This window comes from Streptomyces sp. NPDC001348, assembly GCF_053597535.1.
Genome location: NZ_JBSFIK010000023.1, coordinates 110,129 through 128,114 on the forward strand (window position 1 = coordinate 110,129; position 17,986 = coordinate 128,114).

General features: G+C 72.9%; 17 protein-coding genes and 1 pseudogene. 12 read left to right on the plus strand and 6 right to left on the minus strand.

The window, feature by feature from the left end:
* Positions 1-198: 198 nt before the first annotated feature.
* The 5 genes from ACWC21_RS23975 to ACWC21_RS23995 all read left to right on the plus strand — a co-directional run bounded on the left by ACWC21_RS23975 (position 199) and on the right by ACWC21_RS23995 (position 5,515).
* Entirely contained in the window at positions 199-1,569 is a 1,371-nt protein-coding gene (locus ACWC21_RS23975; protein ID WP_450884876.1) for a M1 family metallopeptidase, read from the plus strand.
* Positions 1,570-1,611: 42 nt separating this feature from the next.
* The gene (locus ACWC21_RS23980) at positions 1,612-2,349 is read left to right on the plus strand and encodes a L,D-transpeptidase family protein (protein WP_450884849.1); all 738 of its coding nucleotides are present in this window, start codon (positions 1,612-1,614) and stop codon (positions 2,347-2,349) included.
* Between the two features lie 19 nt (positions 2,350-2,368).
* Positions 2,369-3,067 carry a response regulator transcription factor gene (locus ACWC21_RS23985; RefSeq protein ID WP_450884850.1) on the plus strand — a complete coding sequence of 233 codons (699 nt, stop codon included), beginning with the start codon at positions 2,369-2,371 and terminating at the stop codon, positions 3,065-3,067.
* A gap of 50 nt (positions 3,068-3,117) precedes the next feature.
* Complete coding sequence (locus tag ACWC21_RS23990; protein WP_450884851.1) at positions 3,118-4,944, plus strand: sensor histidine kinase; 1,827 nt, start codon at positions 3,118-3,120, stop codon at positions 4,942-4,944.
* 121 nt (positions 4,945-5,065) lie between these two features.
* A complete protein-coding gene (locus ACWC21_RS23995; protein ID WP_450884852.1) occupies positions 5,066-5,515 on the plus strand; it encodes a DUF6098 family protein in 450 nt (149 codons plus the stop codon).
* A 110-nt stretch (positions 5,516-5,625) separates the two neighbouring features.
* Here the strand turns inward: ACWC21_RS23995 and ACWC21_RS24000 are convergent, their stop codons facing one another.
* Positions 5,626-5,877: a WhiB family transcriptional regulator gene (locus ACWC21_RS24000; RefSeq protein WP_450884853.1), complete on the minus strand. Its 252-nt coding sequence runs from the start codon at positions 5,875-5,877 to the stop codon at positions 5,626-5,628.
* Between the two features lie 261 nt (positions 5,878-6,138).
* On the opposite strand from ACWC21_RS24000, the gene ACWC21_RS24005 reads away from it, so the two are divergent.
* Positions 6,139-7,101, plus strand: coding sequence for an alpha/beta fold hydrolase (locus ACWC21_RS24005; protein WP_450884854.1), 963 nt, complete (start codon positions 6,139-6,141; stop codon positions 7,099-7,101).
* Positions 7,102-7,114: 13 nt separating this feature from the next.
* Here ACWC21_RS24005 and ACWC21_RS24010 read toward each other — a convergent pair whose 3' ends face one another.
* Complete coding sequence (locus ACWC21_RS24010; RefSeq protein ID WP_450884855.1) at positions 7,115-8,017, minus strand: LysR family transcriptional regulator ArgP; 903 nt, start codon at positions 8,015-8,017, stop codon at positions 7,115-7,117.
* Positions 8,018-8,114: 97 nt separating this feature from the next.
* Here ACWC21_RS24010 and ACWC21_RS24015 point away from each other — a divergent pair, with 97 nt between their 5' ends.
* Both ACWC21_RS24015 and ACWC21_RS24020 read left to right on the plus strand, forming a co-directional pair.
* Complete coding sequence (locus ACWC21_RS24015; RefSeq protein WP_450884856.1) at positions 8,115-8,729, plus strand: LysE/ArgO family amino acid transporter; 615 nt, start codon at positions 8,115-8,117, stop codon at positions 8,727-8,729.
* Positions 8,730-8,833: 104 nt separating this feature from the next.
* A complete protein-coding gene (locus tag ACWC21_RS24020; RefSeq protein WP_450884857.1) occupies positions 8,834-10,138 on the plus strand; it encodes an MFS transporter in 1,305 nt (434 codons plus the stop codon).
* 1 nt (position 10,139) lies between these two features.
* On the opposite strand, the gene ACWC21_RS24025 is transcribed toward ACWC21_RS24020, so the two are convergent.
* The 3 genes and pseudogenes from ACWC21_RS24025 to ACWC21_RS24035 form a co-directional block, all read right to left on the minus strand.
* Complete coding sequence (locus ACWC21_RS24025) at positions 10,140-10,595, minus strand: cyclic nucleotide-binding domain-containing protein (protein ID WP_388805610.1); 456 nt, start codon at positions 10,593-10,595, stop codon at positions 10,140-10,142.
* 272 nt (positions 10,596-10,867) lie between these two features.
* Positions 10,868-12,337, minus strand: a pseudogene (locus ACWC21_RS24030) (aminotransferase class I/II-fold pyridoxal phosphate-dependent enzyme).
* 28 nt (positions 12,338-12,365) lie between these two features.
* Positions 12,366-12,608, minus strand: coding sequence for a hypothetical protein (locus ACWC21_RS24035; protein ID WP_450884858.1), 243 nt, complete (start codon positions 12,606-12,608; stop codon positions 12,366-12,368).
* A gap of 150 nt (positions 12,609-12,758) precedes the next feature.
* Between ACWC21_RS24035 and ACWC21_RS24040 the strand changes: the two genes are divergently transcribed.
* From ACWC21_RS24040 to ACWC21_RS24055, 4 genes are all read left to right on the plus strand, one after another.
* Complete coding sequence (locus tag ACWC21_RS24040) at positions 12,759-13,193, plus strand: ATP-binding protein (RefSeq protein ID WP_450884859.1); 435 nt, start codon at positions 12,759-12,761, stop codon at positions 13,191-13,193.
* Between the two features lie 209 nt (positions 13,194-13,402).
* A complete protein-coding gene (locus ACWC21_RS24045; RefSeq protein ID WP_450884860.1) occupies positions 13,403-14,299 on the plus strand; it encodes an RNA polymerase sigma factor SigF in 897 nt (298 codons plus the stop codon).
* Between the two features lie 61 nt (positions 14,300-14,360).
* Complete coding sequence (locus tag ACWC21_RS24050; protein WP_450884861.1) at positions 14,361-14,609, plus strand: DUF5133 domain-containing protein; 249 nt, start codon at positions 14,361-14,363, stop codon at positions 14,607-14,609.
* 129 nt (positions 14,610-14,738) lie between these two features.
* On the plus strand, positions 14,739-15,572 hold the full coding sequence (locus ACWC21_RS24055; protein WP_450884862.1) for a DUF1206 domain-containing protein: 834 nt from the start codon (positions 14,739-14,741) through the stop codon (positions 15,570-15,572).
* Between the two features lie 105 nt (positions 15,573-15,677).
* Here ACWC21_RS24055 and ACWC21_RS24060 read toward each other — a convergent pair whose 3' ends face one another.
* Positions 15,678-17,927, minus strand: coding sequence for an FUSC family protein (locus ACWC21_RS24060; protein ID WP_450884863.1), 2,250 nt, complete (start codon positions 17,925-17,927; stop codon positions 15,678-15,680).
* Between the last annotated feature and the right edge of the window lie 59 nt (positions 17,928-17,986).

Here is a 17,986-nt window from a genome sequence, read left to right on the forward strand (position 1 = left end):
GGTGCGGCGAGCGTACTGCGACGGCTGCCGCCGACCGGTCGGCGACGCGGCGTGACTTGACCTGAAGAAGAGTGAACCGCGACCCGATCGTCCCTAGTCTGGGGTGATTGATCACGAGCCACCCCCCAAGGAGCGCAAGTGACGTCACCCCGACAGCACACCGCGGCCGCACGCGGCGCGGTTGTGAACCGCCGCGCGATGCTGGCCACCGTACCGGTCGCCCTGGCGGCGCTGGTCGCGGCCGCCGGACCAGGCGCCGCGGCCGGGACAACCGGATCGTCCGGCGCGGGCGACCCGTACTTCCCCCTCGCGGGCAACGGCGGCTACCACGTCAGACACTACGGCCTGACGCTCCGTTACCAGAGTGGTGCTCCCGAGTTGCAGGGCAGAGCGGTCATCAGCGCCCGCGCCACCCAGCCGCTGACCCGCTTCGACCTCGACCTCAAGGGACTGAAGGTCACCGGCCTCACGATCGACGGCAGGGCCGCGGGCTACGGACGGAGCGGCCAGGAACTCGTCGTCACCCCGCGTCATGCGCTGCGCCAGGGCGAGGACTTCAAGGTCACCGTCACCTACCAGGGCACCCCCAAGCCGGTCACCGACCCGGACGGCTCCGCGGACGGCTGGATCCCCACCGACGACGGCGCGTTCCTGGCCGGGGAGCCGCAGGGCGCGATGACCTGGTTCCCGGCGAACAACCACCCGAAGGACAAGTCCTCCTACGACATCACCATCACCGTCCCCGAGGGCCGCACCGCCGTGTCCAACGGCGTCCTCCTCGGGCGGTCCACCGCCCACGGACGCACCACCTTCCGCTGGCGCCAGACCGAGCCGATGGCCGCCTACCTGGCCACCGCCACCATCGGCAGGTTCAGGACCGAGCGGTACACCACCCGCGACGGCATCCAGGTGTACAACGCCGTCGACGCACGGGAGGCGAGCGCGGCGGCGCCCGTCCTGAAGAAGCTGCCGTCCGTCCTGGAGTGGGAGAGCAAGGTCTTCGGGCCCTACCCCTTCCGTGCCGCCGGCTCGATCGTCGACCACGCGCACGACATCGGCTACGCGCTGGAGACCCAGTCCCGCCCCCTCTACGACCGGGCGCCCTCCCTGAGCACCCTCGTCCACGAGAACGCCCACCAGTGGTTCGGCGACTCCGTCTCGCTCACCTCCTGGAAGGACATCTGGCTCAACGAGGGCTTCGCCACCTACGCCGAGTGGCTCTACAGCGAACAGCACGGCGGTGACAGCGCCCAGAAGACCTTCGACGCGCTGTACGCCCGGCCGACGAGCGATCGCCTGTGGGCGTTCCCGCCCGGGAACCCGGGCAGTGGCGCCCATATCTTCGACACCCCCGTCTACGACCGCGGCGCCATGACCCTGCACGAGCTGCGCAGGGCCGTCGGCGACCCGGTGTTCTTCCGGATCCTGCGCGCCTGGGCGGCCGAGCACCGCCACGGGCACGGCACCACCGGCCAGTTCGTCAGGCTGGCCGAGCACAAGTCGGGCAAGGACCTCCACACGTTGTTCAGCACCTGGCTCTACCAAGCCGGGAAACCCAACGGATCCTAGAAGCTGACCAGTTCCTCACAACTGTCGGCCAAGGTTCCATTCATGATCAATCGCAGGACCGCCGTCGCACTGCTGACGACCCCCCTTCTGCTCACCGGCTGCGGCGGCGGCGCCACCAAGACACCCCGCCGTGGCGCCGCCGCCCCGAAGGGGACGGCCGCGCCCGCTCCCGGGGTCACCGCGCAGGCGGCCCCGCAGCGCATACCCGGCCTGGGGCCGCGGACGACGGCCGCGATACCCGGCCGGTCACGGCAGGCGGTGGTCGTGACCGGGCGCGGAGCGAACTCGCCGGTGTCCACCATGGTGCTGTACGACCGCACCGACCTGGGCTGGCAGGCCGGCCGGAGCTGGCCCGCACACAACGCCCTGCGGGGCTGGAGCGACCACCACATGGCCGGGGACCTGCGCTCGCCCCTCGGGGTGTACACCCTCACCGACGCCGGAGGCCTGCTCCCCGACCCCGGCTCCCGGCTGCCGTACACCCGCTCCGGCGGCTTCAGTTCACCGGGCACCGGCTTCGAGGGCGAGCCGCTGCAGGGCTCCTTCGACTACGTGATCGCCGTCAACTACAACCGCGAGCCCGGCACCTCGCCCCTCGACTGGACCCGCCCCCTGGGCCCGGGCCGCGGCGGCGGCATCTGGCTGCACGTCGACCACGGCGGGCCCACCCACGGCTGTGTCAGCGTCGCCAAGGCCCACATGAAGGACCTGCTGCGCACCCTCGACCCCGGCCGGCATCCGGTCGTCGTCATGGGGTACGCCGACTGGCTCGCGCGCTGACCGCCTTAGGATCCGCCGAGTGTGCGCACATGTGCTGGTCGCCGAGGACGACGAGATGCAGGCCGAGTTGATACGCCGGTCCCTGCTGGCGGAGGGCCACACCGCGACCGTGGTCCATGACGGCGCGGCCGCGCTGGACGCGGCCCGCAGACTGGGACCGGATCTGGTCGTCCTGGACCTGATGCTGCCGGTGATCGACGGTTTCGGCGTGTGCCGGGCGCTGCGCTCCGGCGACGGGGACATCCCCGTGCTGATGCTCACGGCCCGTTCCGAGGAGGACGACGTCCTGCTCGGCCTGGAGCTGGGCGCCGACGACTACATGACGAAGCCGTACAGCCCGCGCGAGCTGATGGCCCGCATCCGCACCGTACTGCGGCGCAGCGGGCGCGCCCTCGACGTCCGGGACGACCCCGTCGTACGCGCCGGGGGGATCGCCGTCGACCCGCGGCGCCACGAGGTGCGCTGCGACGGGCTGCCGGTGGAATGCACGCCGGCCGAGTTCCAGATCCTGCTGTCCATGGCCGGGGAACCGGACCGGGTCTTCACCCGGCGGCAGCTGCTGCAGTGCACCCGCGGACTCGACCGGGCCTCCACCGAACGCGCCGTCGACGTCCACATCATGAACCTGCGCAAGAAGATCGAGAACGACCCCCGGCATCCGGTGCGGCTGCTGACCGTCTTCGGCGTGGGCTACAAGCTCAGCGGCGGCCGCCCGTGAAGCGCCGGCCGTCAGGGGGGCGACGGCCGGACCCGAAGCGGCGGATACCCGTGCGCAAGCGGCTGCTGGTCAGGCTGCTGTCCGTCTCCGCGCTGATCGCCGTGTGCTCGGTCGCGGCCACGGCCTGGCTCGCGGTGACCACCACCACCAGCGCCCTGAGGGAGGAGCAGGGGCAGGACCTCGCCGCCGACATGAAGATCCTCGCCCGGCTCAGCGGCTACGCCGCCACCCACCCGAGCTGGCAGGGCGTCGACGGCACGGTCCGCGCCCTCGCTGCGCAGACGGGCCGGCGCATCGCCCTGACCAGCGCCGACCGCGTTCCGATCGCCGACTCCGCACCGCACGGCACGACCCTGCCCCTGGGCGCCGCCGCCACCGTCGACCCCCTGCACACCGACACCTACACCGAGCCCGGCGCCCAGCTCAGCGGCGTCGATCCGCGCGCCGTCGGCCCGTACCGGCTCACGACGGGCGAACGCAGGGAGGCGGACGCCCTCGCGGACAAGGTGCGGCAGTGCTACGACCGGCAGGGCGTCGAGGTCACGCTCCGGCGGGCCCCGAGTGGACGCCCCGTCCTCAGCGGCTCGGACGGGTTCCCGCGCTCGGCGTACCTGCCGGAGCAGTGCGGCTACTACGTGCTCATCACCCCCACCCGCACCGAGAGAAAGGCCATACACGCACTCGCCGATGGCACCAGCACCTGCCTGCAGCGGCACGGCCTCGCACTCGGCAGGCCGAAGTTCGTCGCGCCCGACCCCGCCAAGCCGTACCGGTACGTCGTGGCCGGGTTCGACAGGCTGGACAAACGGGGCGGGACGAAGGCCGTGCGGGAGGCCCAGCCCTGCGCCGACAGTGCGTTGCGCGCGCAGCTCGACCCCTATGTGGCCCCGGTCGCGGAGCTGTTCCTCGGCATCGGTGACCGGCCCGCACCCCGCTTCGACATGTCCTCGGCGAACAAGGCGAAGATCGTCGGCGTGGCGGGGCTGGTCCTCGCCGTGACCGTCGCGGTGACCGCCGTGGTCGCCGTCCGGCTGGTACGGCCCCTGCGCGCGCTGACCGCGGCCGCCCAGCAACCGCCCGAGCTGCACGTACGGGTCCCGGTGACGACCCGGGACGAGACCGGCATCCTCGCGGAGGCCTTCAACGACCTGACCGAGCGCCGTGAGCGGCTGGAGGCCCAGCGCAAGGCCATGGTCAGCGACATCGCGCACGAGCTGCGCAGCCCGCTGACCAACATCCGGGGCTGGCTGGAGGTCACCCGGGACGGCCTCGTGGACCCCGATCCGGCGCTGCTCGCCTCGCTGCACGAGGAAGCCGTCGTGCTCCAGCGGATCATCGACGACCTGCAGGACCTCGCCGCGGCCGACGCGGGCACCCTGCGCCTGCATCGCGAGCCGGTGCGCGCGGACGACCTGCTCGACCAGGTCGCCGCCGCCCACCGGGTCGCCGCCGACGCCGCCGGGGTCGCCCTGCGCACCGAGCCCTGGACCGACGGCACGCCGTGGCTGGACGCCGATCCGGTGCGGATGCGGCAGGCGCTCGGCAACCTCGTCTCCAACGCCCTGCGGCACACGCCCGCCGGCGGCGACGTCACCCTGGCCGCCCGCCGCGACGGCGACGGCCGAGAAGGGGTGGTTTTCACCGTGGCCGACACCGGCACCGGCATCGCGCCGGACGACCTGCCGCATGTCTTCGACCGGTTCTGGCGCGCCGAGAAGTCCCGCAGCCGGCGCACCGGCGGCAGCGGCCTCGGCCTGGCCATAGTGCGCCATCTGGTCGCCGCCCACGGTGGCACCGTCGACGTGGCGAGCGAACCCGGCGCGGGCACCGTCTTCACGCTGCGCCTGCCGGGAAGCCCGCCGCCGGGCGACGGCTGAAGGCGGGGGCGGGAAGGAAAGCGGAGGTCAGGAAGGACCCTGAACCTCCGCTTTCATCCGCCGGGCACGGGTACTCCGCAGGCCTGACGGACCTGAGACAGCCGAGGAGGGAGGGCACGCCATGGCTGGAGGGGACGACCTGCCGGTAGTGCACCGGATCACCGAGCTGACCGACCTGGTCGAGCGGCACCGGGCTCTCTACGTGCGCTGGTCCCGCGGCCCCGAGGTCGACCTCACCGCGACCTCCAGCACCGACGAGCTCACCGGTGTGGAGATGCCCGGACTGTCCGCCAACCCGCTCGACATCGAGGACTGGTGGGAGAGCCGCTCGGCGGAGCTGTGGGTGGCACGCCGCCTGTACGACTACGCGCACCTGCCGCGCGAGAAGGGGACCGGTGTGCGGCCCTGGGTCCTCAAAGGCAGGGAGAACGGCCGCGGCCCCGACAACGAGCCGCTCGTGACACATGTCGAGCCCCTGTGCTGGATCGCCCCGGAGGCGATCGAGGAGGCGGAGGCGGTGGTGGCCCGGCAGGAGCGGGAGTGGGGTCCGCTGCGCCGGACCGGCGGCTGACGCCTCCCGCCCGGCCCGGCCGGTGCGGGACCGGGGCAAGCCCGGAGGGCGGCGCCGGTCCCGGTGCGGCGGGTGGCTTCCGTCAGCCGTCGGCCAGGCGCTCGCCCCGGTCAGCCGGAGCGCCGGCGCGAGGCCGCACGGCGCTTGAGAGCGCGGCGTTCGCCCTCCGTCGTACCACCCCAGATCCCGATGGTCTGACTCGTGTCCAGGGCCCAGTCCAGGCACTGCTCACGCACGGGGCAGCGCTCGCAGACCGTCTTGGCCTGACGCGCCTGCAGCACGGCTGGTCCGGTGGTGCCGACCGGGAAGAAAAGGTCCGGGTCCTCGTGACGGCAGGCGGCGTGGTCGCGCCAGTTGTCCATCGAAGTTCACCTGCGTTCCAAGTCGTCCGTACAGTCCTTGTGTTGCCACATGCTCGCCTTGTCCGGGTGACCGGTGGATGCCGGCTGAAACAGCAGAGCAGCATGGTTCCGGACGGCCTCGCCCACACGGGTCCTCGACGACCGCCGCGCTTGCTACTCTCACCCTCCCGGGGCGACTGCGCCAACTCCCTTACTGCGGAGTGTCGTTGCTCCCGGTGAGCCGGGGGTGGGGGGCTGTCCCGAGGGGGAGGGGTACGGGGTATGAGACCGGCCTTGCTGTTCGTGCACGGAATCGGCGGCGCCCGCGATCCGCGGGCGGAGTGCACCGCATGGCTCGAGGCGCTTGCCGTGGGCGTCCGGAAGGCCGACGGCCCGGGGGAGTCCTCGGCAGCCGCCCTGAACGGCCTCGCCGAACCGGCGTTCGCCTACTACGGGGATCTCTTCGCCGCCCGCCGACCCCTGGGCATGGCGGGTGTCGATCCCGCCGACACGGAGGAACTACGCGACCTGCTGGACGAGTTGATCGAGGTACGGCTCGAACTCGGGCCGGACCCGCGGGAGCGCCGCATCCTGGAGCACGCGCGCGCCGAACTGCGTCCGCCGCGCCCGGCCCGGAACGCCGGCGAGCCGATCCGCCGGATCGTGAGTGTCTGCACGACCCTGCTGGCGTTGCCGGGACTGCGCCGGGCCGGCCAGTGGGCCGGCGGCCGGCTGATGGCGGGACACCTCGCCCAGGTCACCCGCTATCTGGGCAGGACCGAACGGGACGCCACCGGGCTGACCGTCGACCGGCGGATCCGCGAGCGCGTCCTGGAACTGCTGGACGCGGCGCGGCCCGCCGTCGTGGTGGCCCACTCCCTGGGCAGCGTCGTCGCCATGGAGGCCCTGCACCACCACCCGGGGCCGGTGCCGCTGTTCGTCACCCTGGGATCCCCGATCGGCATGCGCGCGGTGGTGCGTCCCCGGCTCCTGCCGCAGCCGCCGGCCGTGCCCGGCTGCGTGGAACGCTGGCTGAACTTCTGGGACCGCGACGACATCGTCGTACCGCGCCCCCGCCTGGAGGACGACGTGCTGCCCAACGACCTGGGCTGCCGACCGGTGACCGACCGGGTCGACTCCGACGGCCTGTGGGCGCACACCGCGACCAAGTACCTGGCCCAGCCGAGCGTCGCGGGACCCGTCGCGCGGGCTCTCCGCAGGGCGGGGGAGACCAGGGGCGCGTGAAGGCGCCGGTCTTTCACGGCCCGCCCGTGAGCGTCTGGGCCGCGGCCTCCGCCACCGCCCGCGCCACCGCCACCAGCGCGGGGGAATCCAGCTTCCACTGCTGCCAGTACAGCGGGACGTCCACCGGACGGTCCGGCGCCAGCTGCACCACCCGCCCCTCGCCGAGCAGTTCGGCGGCCTGCGGCTCGGGCACCATTCCCCAGCCCAGTCCCGCGCCGACGGCCTCGGCGAAGCCCTCGGAGGTCGGCACGTAGTGCCGCAGGGCACTCGCGGTGCCGCTCCCGCCGAGCAGGTTCCGTACGAAGCCGTCCTGGAAGTCGTCGCGCCGGTCGAAGACCACCACCGGCGCCCCGGGAAGCACCTCGCGCAGCGGTCCGCGCAGATACCGCTCGGTGAAGTCCGGTGCGGCCAAGGCGAGATAGCGCATCCGGCCCAGCGGCCGCACCGAGCACCCCGGCACCGGGTCGGCGGAGGAGGTCACCGCGGCCATCACCAGGCCCTCGCGCAGCAACGCGGCCGTGTGGTCCTCGTCCTCGCGGCGCAGGTCGAGACAGATCCGCGGCTGCCGCGGGAGCCGGGTGAGCGCCCCGAGAAACCAGGTCGCCAGTGAGTCGGCGTTCACCGCCACCGGCACCAGGGTCGGCTCCCCGGCGCCGCTCAGCCCCAGCTCACCGCGGGCGTCGCGCTCCAACCGGGCGAGTTGCCGGGCGAACCGCACGAGCACGGCGCCTGACTCGGTCGGCTTCACCGGCCTCGTCCGCAGCAGCAGGACCCGGCCCGTGCGCTGCTCCAGCGCCTTCACCCGCTGGCTGACCGCCGACGGCGTCACGTGCAGGGCGGCGGCCGCCGCGTCGAACGTGCCCTCGTCCACCACGGCGAGCAGCGTGCGCACCTGTTCGAGGGGCAGGTCGGACATCACGAGCTGTCCCCTTCCTGAGGATCATTAGTTCAGCTAAGGCTACGTAAGAATCTTTAGCTGGACGCCATGTCGTCGCGCTCTTAGCGTCGACGGCATGTCCAACGCACTGACCACCGCGGCCGCCGGATTCGGCACCGGCCTCTCGCTCATCGTCGCCATCGGCGCCCAGAACGCCTTCGTGCTGCGCCAGGGGATCCGCCGCGACGCGGTCCTCGCCGTCGTAGGGATCTGCGCCCTGTCCGACGCGGTGCTCATCGCGCTCGGCGTGGGCGGAGTCGGCGCGGTCGTGGTGGCATGGCCGGGCGCGCTGACCGCGGTCGGGCTGATCGGAGGCGCCTTCCTGCTCTGCTACGGCGCCCTCGCCGCCCGTCGGGTGTTCCGCCCGGCAGGCGGTCTGCGCACGGAGGGCGAGGCGGTGGGCTCCCGCAGGCGGGCGGTGCTCACCTGCCTGGCGATGACCTGGCTCAACCCGCACGTCTATCTCGACACCGTCTTCCTGCTCGGCTCCCTCGCCGCCGACCGCGGGTCCCTGCGCTGGACGTTCGGGCTGGGTGCCGCGAGCGCCAGCCTGTGCTGGTTCGCCGCGCTGGGGTTCGGCGCCCGGCTGCTCGGCCGGTTCCTCGCCCGTCCGTCGGCCTGGCGGGTGCTGGACGGTCTGGTCGCGGCGACCATGGTCGCGCTCGGCGCCGTACTCGTGGCCGGGGCCTGACGGAAACCGGTTCGGCGTCCACAGCCGGTCCTGGGATAGTGAAGCCGCACCGAAAGGTGTAACAAGCAAAGACCTGACGAGCCCCCAGGAACCCCAGGAACCCCGTGGACACGAGCGAGAGCAGCAACACCGAGCCCCGGACCGGCACCTCCGCATCCGCCGCGCCCCCGCCGCGCAGCGGCTGGCGCCGCTGGGCGATGGACACCCGCCCGCTGCGGATCCCGGCCTACCGCCGCCTCTGGTCGTCGACCATCGTCACGGCCGTCGGCAGTCAGCTCACCGCGGTCGCCGTGCCCAAGCAGATCTACGACATCACCGGGTCCTCGGCGTGGGTCGGCGCCGCGAGCCTCGCGGGGCTGCTGCCGCTGATCGTGTTCGCCCTGTGGGGCGGCGCGGTCGCCGACACCATGGACCGCCGCAGGCTGCTGCTGATCACCAACAGCGGCATAGCCGTCACCTCGGTGCTGTTCTGGCTCCAGGCGCTCGTCGGGCTGGAGTCGGTGGCGGTGCTGATGGTGCTGCTCGCCGTGCAGCAGGCGTTCTGGGGCCTGAACGCGCCGGCCCGCAACGCCTCCATCGCGCGTCTGGTGCCCGCGGACGAGCTGCCCGCCGCGAACGCCCTCGGCTCGACCGTCATGCAGACCGGGCAGGTGGTGGGGCCGCTGCTCGCGGGCGTACTCATCCCCGTGGTCGGACTGCCCGAGCTGTACCTGATCGACGCGCTGGCGCTGTGCGTCACCGTGTGGGCGGTATACCGGCTGCCCTCCCTGCCGCCGCTGGCCGGCTCGGCCGCGCGTCGGGCCGGCCCGCGGGAGATCGCGGAGGGCTTCCGCTACATCGCCGGGCACAAGGTGCTGCTGCTGTCCTTCCTCGCCGACATCGTCGCGATGGTCCTCGGCATGCCCCGCGCACTGTTCCCGCAGCTCGCCGCGCAGACCTTCGGCTCGTACGGTGAGGGGCTCGCGCTGGGCCTGCTGTTCGCCGCGATCCCCATCGGCGCGGTGGCCGGCGGCCTGTTCTCCGGCACGTTCTCGCGGGCCCGCCGGCACGGCTGGATGGTCATCGGCGCGGTCGTCGGCTGGGGCGTGGCCGTCACCGGCTTCGGACTGAGCCGGAACCTCTGGGTGGCGGCGGCGTTCCTGGCGGCGGCCGGGGTCGCCGACATGGTCTCCATGGTCTTCCGCGGGGCGATCCTGCTGTCCGCGGCGACCGACGAGATGCGCGGCCGCATGCAGGGCGTGTTCACGGTGGTCGTCGCGGGCGGCCCGCGTCTGGCCGATGTCCTGCACGGCACGGCGGGCTCCGTCCTCGGCCCCCGCGCGGCCGTGGCGGGCGGCGGTCTGCTGGTGGTCGCCGTGATGCTCCTCCTGGCCGCGACGGTACCGGCGCTGCGCCGCTACCGGGTCTGAACTACAGTCCGCCGCGCCGGCGCATCGTGTACTGGTCCATGAGTTTGCCCCGGGTCGTCTCCAGCCGGTGGGCGAGGACCTCGGCGACGGTGCGCACCAGGGACAGCCCGAGCAGCGGGTCCTCCACGCAGAGCCCGAGCACGGCCGCTCCGTCGAACTCGTAGGCCCTGACCCGGCTGAAGGCCACCGCCCCGAAGTCCCACTCGTACGGCGGGAACAGCCACGACCAGCCGAGCATGTCGCCCGCGCCGAGGGTCGCCACGGTCACCCGCTGGGTGGACGTCACCTGCTGGTCCAGGTTGACGGCGCCGGAGCGGATCACCCAGAAACGGTCGGCGGTGCCCCCGGCCTCGAAGATCCGGGTGTCCTCGGGGAAGGAGACCTCCTTCGCCAGTTCCATCAGACGCTCGCGCTGTTTCTGCGGCAGGGCGGTCAGCAGTTTGATCGCTTTGGTCATGGCGCGGCCCTTCGCCGGCGACGGGTTCCGGTGTCTTTCCCTACGCCCATTTCAGCCGCTGCGGCGGCCGGGAGCACCTCGGAGGAAGGAGGGATGCGGTGGACGGCGGTTCACCGGACAGGAAAAAGCCCTGGCTGGACGGGGGAGGCCAGCCAGGGCCGTACGCGGTGGTCCGGGAAGGACGTCATGGTCCACTTCCCGTCCACGTATGAATGAACGATAAACCACCCGAGGTGCATCCGTGGAACCGGGAGCGGGGCCCGTGACCCGTTTCACGTCCCCGCCGCTCGGACGCCTCGCGCCACCACGCGGACGGTGCCGACCTCCGGATCGCCCGGATCGGGCAGGTTCATGCCCGCGGCCCGCCCGGTGCGCAGATACCGCAGCACAAGCTCGTTCAGCCGCTCGCCCGGCAGGACGGCCGGGATGCCCGGCGGATACGGGGTGATCATCTCGGCGGTGACCCGTCCGGCCGCCTCCGTCACCGGCACGTCCTCGGCGGGCCCGAAGAACGCGTCCCGCGGCGGCATCGCCTGCTCCAGGCGTAGTTCGGACGGCGGCGGGACGTCCACCCCGGGAGCCGGACCCGACTGCGGCGCGGCACGCACCAGGTCCTTCGGCGCGGCCGGCAGTTCGTCCGCCGTGGCGGAGTCGTCGGCATGGGTGAGCTGGACGCCGATGCGCCGATGGTCGGTCAGATGTGCTTCCACGGACCGGTTTTCACGCAGCCAGTCGGTCGCGCGGTAGCCCGTGATCCCGAGGCCGGTCACACCGATGACACACTGCAGCGGATCGAAGTCGTCGGCAGCGCCCGCCCCGCATTAGTCCTCGCGGCCGTCGACGTGCAGGCCGTCCAACTGCTCCACGGCCGACCTGACCCGTTCGGCCAGTTCCAGCGGGCCGCCCATGAGTTCCCGCCCGTGCGCCATCATCTGCCGCCGTCAGCCGTCCAGGCCCGCGTAGATCAGCACGGACGGACTGGTGGTGCCCAGCAGGTCCGCACACGTCTTCAGCACCTCCGGCACCAGGTCGCCCCGCAGGTGGAACACCGACCCCTGTTCGAGGCCGCTGCCCATCTTGTGGATGCTGGTCACGCAGACATCGGCGCCCGCGTCCATCGCCCAGAACGGCAGGCCGGGGTGGAAGGGCAGGTGCGCACCCCACGCCTCGTCCACGATCAGCGGGCGCGAACGGCCGGTGACAGACCTCCGCCACGGCCCGCAGGTCGGCGCAGGCGCCGTACGGTGTCGGGCTGGTGATCAGGGCACCCTCGGCATCCGGGTGCGCGGCGAACGCCCTCTCGAAGTCAGCGGCCGACGGCGGATGCGCGATGTGCCGCTCCGCGTCCCACCGCGGTTCCACCCAGACCGGTTCGATGCCGGCCAGGACCAGTCCCGACACCACGGACTTGTGTGCGTCCCGCCCGATGAGCAGACGCTCGTGGGGCCCCGCCACCGCGAGCATCGCCGCCTTCACCGACAGCGAAGGCGTGCTCGGCGTGCACCGCGTCCGCCATCGCCCGCTCGGCCCGCTCCAGGACCCCGCCCCCCTCCAGCCGGTCGTCCAGCCCGCCGGAGGCCAGTACGTCGCCCAGGAAGACGGCGTCCCCCCAGCACCTCCCGCACCGCGGGATCGGCGCCCCGGGCCTGCTTGTGCCCCGGCGGGGTGAACGACAGCCGCCCCTCGCAGCGGTGGTCGGCGAGGGCTTCCAGAACAGGTGCTCGGGTGTGGCAGACGGGCATGCGTCCCGTCTGCCCAGGCCGTTGACCGTCAATCAGCCGGGGAGGCGCCGCGCCCGTCGCTCCGGTGTGCCCCCGGAGTGAGGATCTCGTCCAGCACCCGCAGCACGACTTCGTACGCCGTCGCCCGTACCGCGGCGTCCCGTGCGCCCGCCGGATCGTCCTCCCGCAGGGCGTCACGGCGCTCCCGCCACGTCTGCTCCTCCTCTCGTGCACATGCCTTCGCGCGCTGCATCCGGCGCAGCAGTTCGTTCGAGTCCACGACATCCGTCATGGCATCCGCGTACCCCCGAACCCGGCCTCGATGAGCTCCACGTGTTTGGCCGTGCCACGACAGGTCAGCCGAAAGTGGAGAGACCCGGGCAATCCGCTCGGGCTCGAGCAGGCACCGGATCTCGGTCCGCACCACCCAGGGAGCGAAAGGATGCACGAGACGCACAGGACGGAATCCGCCCTCGGGCCGTCGGAACCGCGCCGCACCACGCCGTGCCGGCCCGCGGACGCTCGCAGAAGGGTGCGGTCCGCGGTGGCCGAGCGGTGCGAGAGCCGGCACGCCGACTGGGACACGGAGGCCCTCGACGACGCCCTGCTCGTCGTCTCCGAGCTGACCACCAACGCGATGCTGCACGGCGGCGGGATCACCGACTTCTCCGTCGACGTCGTCGACGGGGACGTGCGCGTCACCGTGAGCGACCGCAGTGACGACCTCCCGGTGGCCCTCGGCCTCATCGACGACCAGGGACGCTCCCGCGTCGGAGGGCGCGGCTGGCCGATCGTCTGCCGGCTGGCGCACGACGTCCATGTCGCGTGCCTGCCCCACGGCGGCAAGCGGATCACCGCCCTCGTACCGCTGATCTGAAGGCGCCCGGGCCCTCACACGGAAACTCTTACCGGCGAATGGAAAAACCGGAGTTTGGGCCCCGGGGGTCAGGGCAGACGGAGTTTCGTGCTTCGGACCGGAGGCGCGCCCAGCGGGAGTGTTGTCCCAGCTCAGCGGCCCCTTCGCAGTGATCCGGGCCACTCTCCCGCGGCAATTCCCTGAAATCACCAGTTCAGGAGCGATTCCGCATGCTCACCGATATGTCGACCAACCGTCCTGGCACGCCCGTCCGTCCCTCCGCCGACCCCTCGCCCGACGCTGCCCCGGCCACCACGACCGCACCGAAGCGGTCCCACGACGACGCACCCGACACCGCGGCCCTGTTCGCCCGGCTCGCGGAGCTCGAGGAGGGCCCGGAACGCGACGCGCTGCGTGACGAGCTGGTGACCGCCTGGCTGCCCATGGCCCACCGGATCGCCGGCCGCTTCCGCGACCGCGGCGAGTCCGTCGAGGACCTGCGCCAGGTGGCCGCGCTCGGGCTGGTCAAGGCCATCGACCGGTTCGACCCCGAGCGCGGCGCGTTCGAGAGCTACGCCGTGCCCACCATCACCGGCGAGGTCAAGCGGCACTTCCGGGACCGGATGTGGGCGCTGCGGGTACCCCGCAGGGTCCAGGAACTGCGCAACAGGGTGCGGGTGGCCCGCCGCGAACTCACCCAGAACCCCGGCAGCCCGGAACCCTCGGTCGCCGACCTCGCCGCGCACACCGGCCTGACGGAGGACGAGGTCAACACGGGGCTCGAGGCGCTGGAGAGCTTCAGTACGCTCTCCCTCGACGCCGAGCTGTCGGCCGGGGACGACGGATACAGCCTCGCGGACACCCTCGGCGCGACCGACTCCTCGTTCGACGTCGTCGTGGACCGCGAGTCCGCCAAGGAAGGCCTGCGCCGCCTCCCCGAACGCGAGCGCGCCATCCTCTACATGCGCTTCTTCGAGGACATGACGCAGAGCCGGATCGCCGACCAGCTGGGCATCTCCCAGATGCACGTCTCCCGGCTCATCAGCCGCAGCTGCGCACGCATCCGGGAGGAGGCGCTCGGCGGGCGCCCCGGTGGACGGGTTTCCGGCGGTCGGCCCACGGCGTGAGTCATACCCGAGCGACGTCAGCGACCATCCGAGCGACGCGAACGACCAAGGAGTTCGAACGATGCTGATTCCCCTCAGGCCGAATCCCGGGACCTTAAGGAAACTCCTCGAGGAGTACGAGGAACTCCTCGACCGCGACGGAGGTCTGGCCCCGGCCGGGTCCGGCGCGCGGGCACAGGACCTGGCGTACACGCTGTGCGTGTTGACCGGCACCCGGGACGTGGGCGCCGCCCTGGACACGGCCCGCCGGCACCTGGGCGTGGCAGGGATCCAGCCGGAAGTGACGGTGGCCGGAGCCGGGCAGCTCTGAGCCCGCCCCACCGTCAGAGGGAGCCGCCGGGGCGGCCGCAGGCACGCGGTCGCCCCGGCGGCTCCCGCCGTCGTCACCGAAGGTGTGTCCCCGGCCGGCCCGGGGGCAGTCGGAGTTGGGGAGGTCGAGATGGACACGAGTGCTGTGGTACGGGGTGCAGGGGCGAGGGCCCGGACGGGGCCGACCGGAACGGTGACCGAGTGGGCCGCGCGGGCGGGACTCACCGCGCGCGGTGTGATCTATCTGCTGGTGGGACTGCTGGCACTGCAGATCGCCTTCGGCGGCAGCGGGAAGCAGGCGGACCGCAGCGGAGCGCTGGAGGAGCTCGCCCACCGCCCGTTCGGCGCCGTGCTGCTGTGGGCACTGGGCCTGGGGCTCGTCGGCATGGCCCTGTGGCGGCTGTCCGAGGCGCTCCTCGGCTCCATGGGCAAGGACGGCCGTTCGGCGCGGAAGAGGCTGACGGCCTTGGTGCGGTGCGTGTTCTACGGGTTCGTCGCCTCCTCCGTCCTGTCCTTCGCGGCCGGCGCGGGCGGCGAGCGGTCCAGCGACAGTCAGTCGCGCGACCTCACCGCCCGGGTCCTGTCCGTACCGGCCGGCCAGTGGCTCGTCGGCGCGGCGGGCGCCGGGATCGTCGTCAGCGGCGTCTGGATCGCGGTGCAGGCCGCACGGCGCAAGTACCGCGACCGGCTCAGGAGGGGCGAGATGTCACCCGCCACACGGCGCCTGGTGGACGTGACGGGCGTGGCCGGTGGCGTCGCGCGCGGCGTGGTCTTCGCGGCGGCGGGCGCCTTCGCGGTACGGGCCGCGATCGACTCCCGGCCCGACAGGGCCAAGGGCCTCGACGACACGCTCCGTACCTTCGCCGACACCCCGGTGGGCCCCTGGCTGCTGGCGCTCGTCGCGGCCGGCCTCGCACTGTTCGGCGTCTTCTCCATCGCGGAGGCCCGCTGGATCCGCACCTGACCCCCTGCGGCCATGGGCCCGGTGGTGTCCCCGTTGTGGCGGGGGAGAGGCGTCGGGTGCCGTCTTCGGGGCCGCCCTCGCCGTCGGGCGGGGGCGGCCCCGCGGTCATTCGTCCGGCTGCCGTACCGGGATGTCCAGTGGTCGGGCCAGTCCTGCCGCCGCTTCGTCGAGGCGCTGGAGATGCCGTAGGACCCGGTCCGTGACCCGGTCGTAGCGGGGGGCGTGGTACGAGCCGGGTTCCAGGAGAGAGGCGATGCTGGGGCCGGTCTCCAGCCGGGGGGTGGACCGCCGGTCCCGGACGTGCGCGGCGATCGTCTCGATGTTGTGCACGATGCGCCGTCCCGCCCCGCGCAGCCGGGGGTCCGCGGCGATCGAGGGATGACTGGGCAGCAGTTCCGCCGTGGCGGCCAGGGCGCGTGCGTGGTAGGCGCAGGTCTCCAGCAGCGCCACGACGTAGCGCGCGGTGTTCCGCCGGGACCGCAGCGGCGTGATCGGATGGGTCAGCGGCTGCGTGGACGCGCGCAGGTCGGCGAGTGCCTGGTCCAGATCCCGCGCCTTGTCCAGCAGGTCGGCCGGCGGGCCGCCGCTGAGCTGGTCGACCGCGGCCCGGGTCACGTCCGCGAGGCGGTCCAGCGCGCCGACGAGGAGTTCGTTGGTCCGGCGGTCGGTGCGCACCGGCAGGACCACCGCCGCCGCGACGACCCCGCAGGCGGCGCCCAGCGCGGTCTCCTCCACGCGCAGCACCAGGACGGCCGTGCTGTAGGTGTTCAGCAGCGTGTACAACAGGCCGATCATCGCCGTCACGAAGAAGGACATCAGGGTGTAGGACAGCGGGGCGGTGTAGAACATCGCGAAGATGAACAGCAGCATCAACCCGAACGCCGTCCAGGTGTGGTGCCCGACCAGCCCCGCCAGTCCGATCCCCGCCACCACGCCCAGCACGGTACCCAGCACCCGGCGGTAGCCCTTGACCAGGATCTCCCCGGTGGACGCGGTGTTGATGAACACGATCCAGCAGGCCAGCACCGCCCAGTACCAGCGGTGGGCGGAGAGCAGCTCGCCACCCAGGATGGCGAGGGCGGAACCGACGGACACCTGTACCGCCGCCCGGGTGGTCGGCCGCAGCCGGTCCTGCCGCTCCTCCTCCCGCGGTTCGTCCTCGCCGCCGGCGATGGCGGCGTCCTCCGCGTCCAGCTCCTCGCGCGACCGGGTGGTGGCCGGGCTGTCGTCGGACTCGTCCTGCGGCCCGTCCAGGGCGATGCGCAGTCCCAGCACCGCCCGCGCGGCCTCCCCGACGCCTCGGAAGACGTCCTGGACGGCGGGCGGCGCGGAGGGCAGGTTCTCGCCCTCCCGGTAGCCGAGCAGCCGGTTGCGCACCTGCGACACGCCCGTCCCGGTGGCCCCGCCGGCCGACCGCAGCACCAGCACGCGCAGCGCCAGGAGGTCCCGGCGCAGCCCGTCGAGCGCCACGTCCCGCACCGGCTCCCCCGCCGAGAAGGGCACGGGCGCGCCCGGTAGGTGCAGGGTGAGCGTGTCCGCCCGCCGCTCGGCGCGCGCGGTGAGCAGCAGCAGGCCCAGCCGTTCGGCGGCGATCTCGGCGTCCGCGATCCGGCGCTGCACCATGCGGGCCACCCCCTCGTCCGCGGTGCCGTCCTCCAGCCGGCCCTGGATCATCAGGGCCGCCTCGTGCAACCGGGCCGTCCCGGTACGGACCTCGTCCAGCGCCTTGTCCGCCTCCTCGGGGCCGGCGGCGTCCAGCAACTGGACCTGAGCGTCGATCAGCTGGGCCAGCCGGGCCCGGAAAGCGCGGCGCAGCCGGTCCAGGATGCCCGCGGACGTCTGCCGTACGAGGACGAACCGAGCGGCCGCGGCGCACCCGAAGGCCACCGCGATCGTGCCGTACAGCCCCGGCAGTCCGCCCGGTGTGGCGCGCACGAACAGGGAGACGAAGTAGGTCTGGAAGGCGATGAGCCCCAGCGCGGTGCCACGGTCGCCGAACCGGCGGCCGTACACGGCACAGAAGATGAGCGCCACGAAGAACAGGTCGCCCGTCACCACCCGGGCGTTGAGCAGCGCGCCCAGTGACACGGAGGCCAGCGCGACCGGGAGGCCGAGCGCGAGGGTGACGGCCTGCCGGGCCGGCTGCTTCTCCCGGATGGCGAAGGTGGCGGCCATCGCCGCCATCGCGCCGGCCACCAGATGGGTCACACCCACCCGCAGCGGGCCCAGCACGAGCAGCGTGAGCGTGATGGCGGACACGGTCCGCAGTCCCGCGGTGAGCCGGAGCAGCCCGGGGTCGGACGCCGCGACCCGGTCCCACGCCCGCGTCCGCACCGACCGTCCCGCTGTGCTCACGCCGCCGTGCTCTCTCCCGTGTCGCGAACGTCGGACCGTGTTCTGAAGTCAGGCCGGGC

Excerpts from the sequence above, each read along its gene's own strand:
- ACWC21_RS23975 (WP_450884876.1), top strand. The coding sequence starts at position 199 with ATGCTGGCCACCGTACCGGTCGCCCTGGCGGCGCTGGTCGCGGCCGCC.
- ACWC21_RS23980 (WP_450884849.1), top strand. The coding sequence starts at position 1,612 with ATGATCAATCGCAGGACCGCCGTCGCACTGCTGACGACCCCCCTTCTG.
- ACWC21_RS23995 (WP_450884852.1), top strand. The coding sequence starts at position 5,066 with ATGGCTGGAGGGGACGACCTGCCGGTAGTGCACCGGATCACCGAGCTG.
- ACWC21_RS24000 (WP_450884853.1), bottom strand. The coding sequence starts at position 5,877 with ATGGACAACTGGCGCGACCACGCCGCCTGCCGTCACGAGGACCCGGAC.
- ACWC21_RS24005 (WP_450884854.1), top strand. The coding sequence starts at position 6,139 with ATGAGACCGGCCTTGCTGTTCGTGCACGGAATCGGCGGCGCCCGCGAT.
- ACWC21_RS24010 (WP_450884855.1), bottom strand. The coding sequence starts at position 8,017 with ATGTCCGACCTGCCCCTCGAACAGGTGCGCACGCTGCTCGCCGTGGTG.
- ACWC21_RS24015 (WP_450884856.1), top strand. The coding sequence starts at position 8,115 with ATGTCCAACGCACTGACCACCGCGGCCGCCGGATTCGGCACCGGCCTC.
- ACWC21_RS24025 (WP_388805610.1), bottom strand. The coding sequence starts at position 10,595 with ATGACCAAAGCGATCAAACTGCTGACCGCCCTGCCGCAGAAACAGCGC.
- ACWC21_RS24035 (WP_450884858.1), bottom strand. The coding sequence starts at position 12,608 with ATGACGGATGTCGTGGACTCGAACGAACTGCTGCGCCGGATGCAGCGC.
- ACWC21_RS24040 (WP_450884859.1), top strand. The coding sequence starts at position 12,759 with ATGCACGAGACGCACAGGACGGAATCCGCCCTCGGGCCGTCGGAACCG.
- ACWC21_RS24045 (WP_450884860.1), top strand. The coding sequence starts at position 13,403 with ATGCTCACCGATATGTCGACCAACCGTCCTGGCACGCCCGTCCGTCCC.
- ACWC21_RS24050 (WP_450884861.1), top strand. The coding sequence starts at position 14,361 with ATGCTGATTCCCCTCAGGCCGAATCCCGGGACCTTAAGGAAACTCCTC.
- ACWC21_RS24055 (WP_450884862.1), top strand. The coding sequence starts at position 14,739 with ATGGACACGAGTGCTGTGGTACGGGGTGCAGGGGCGAGGGCCCGGACG.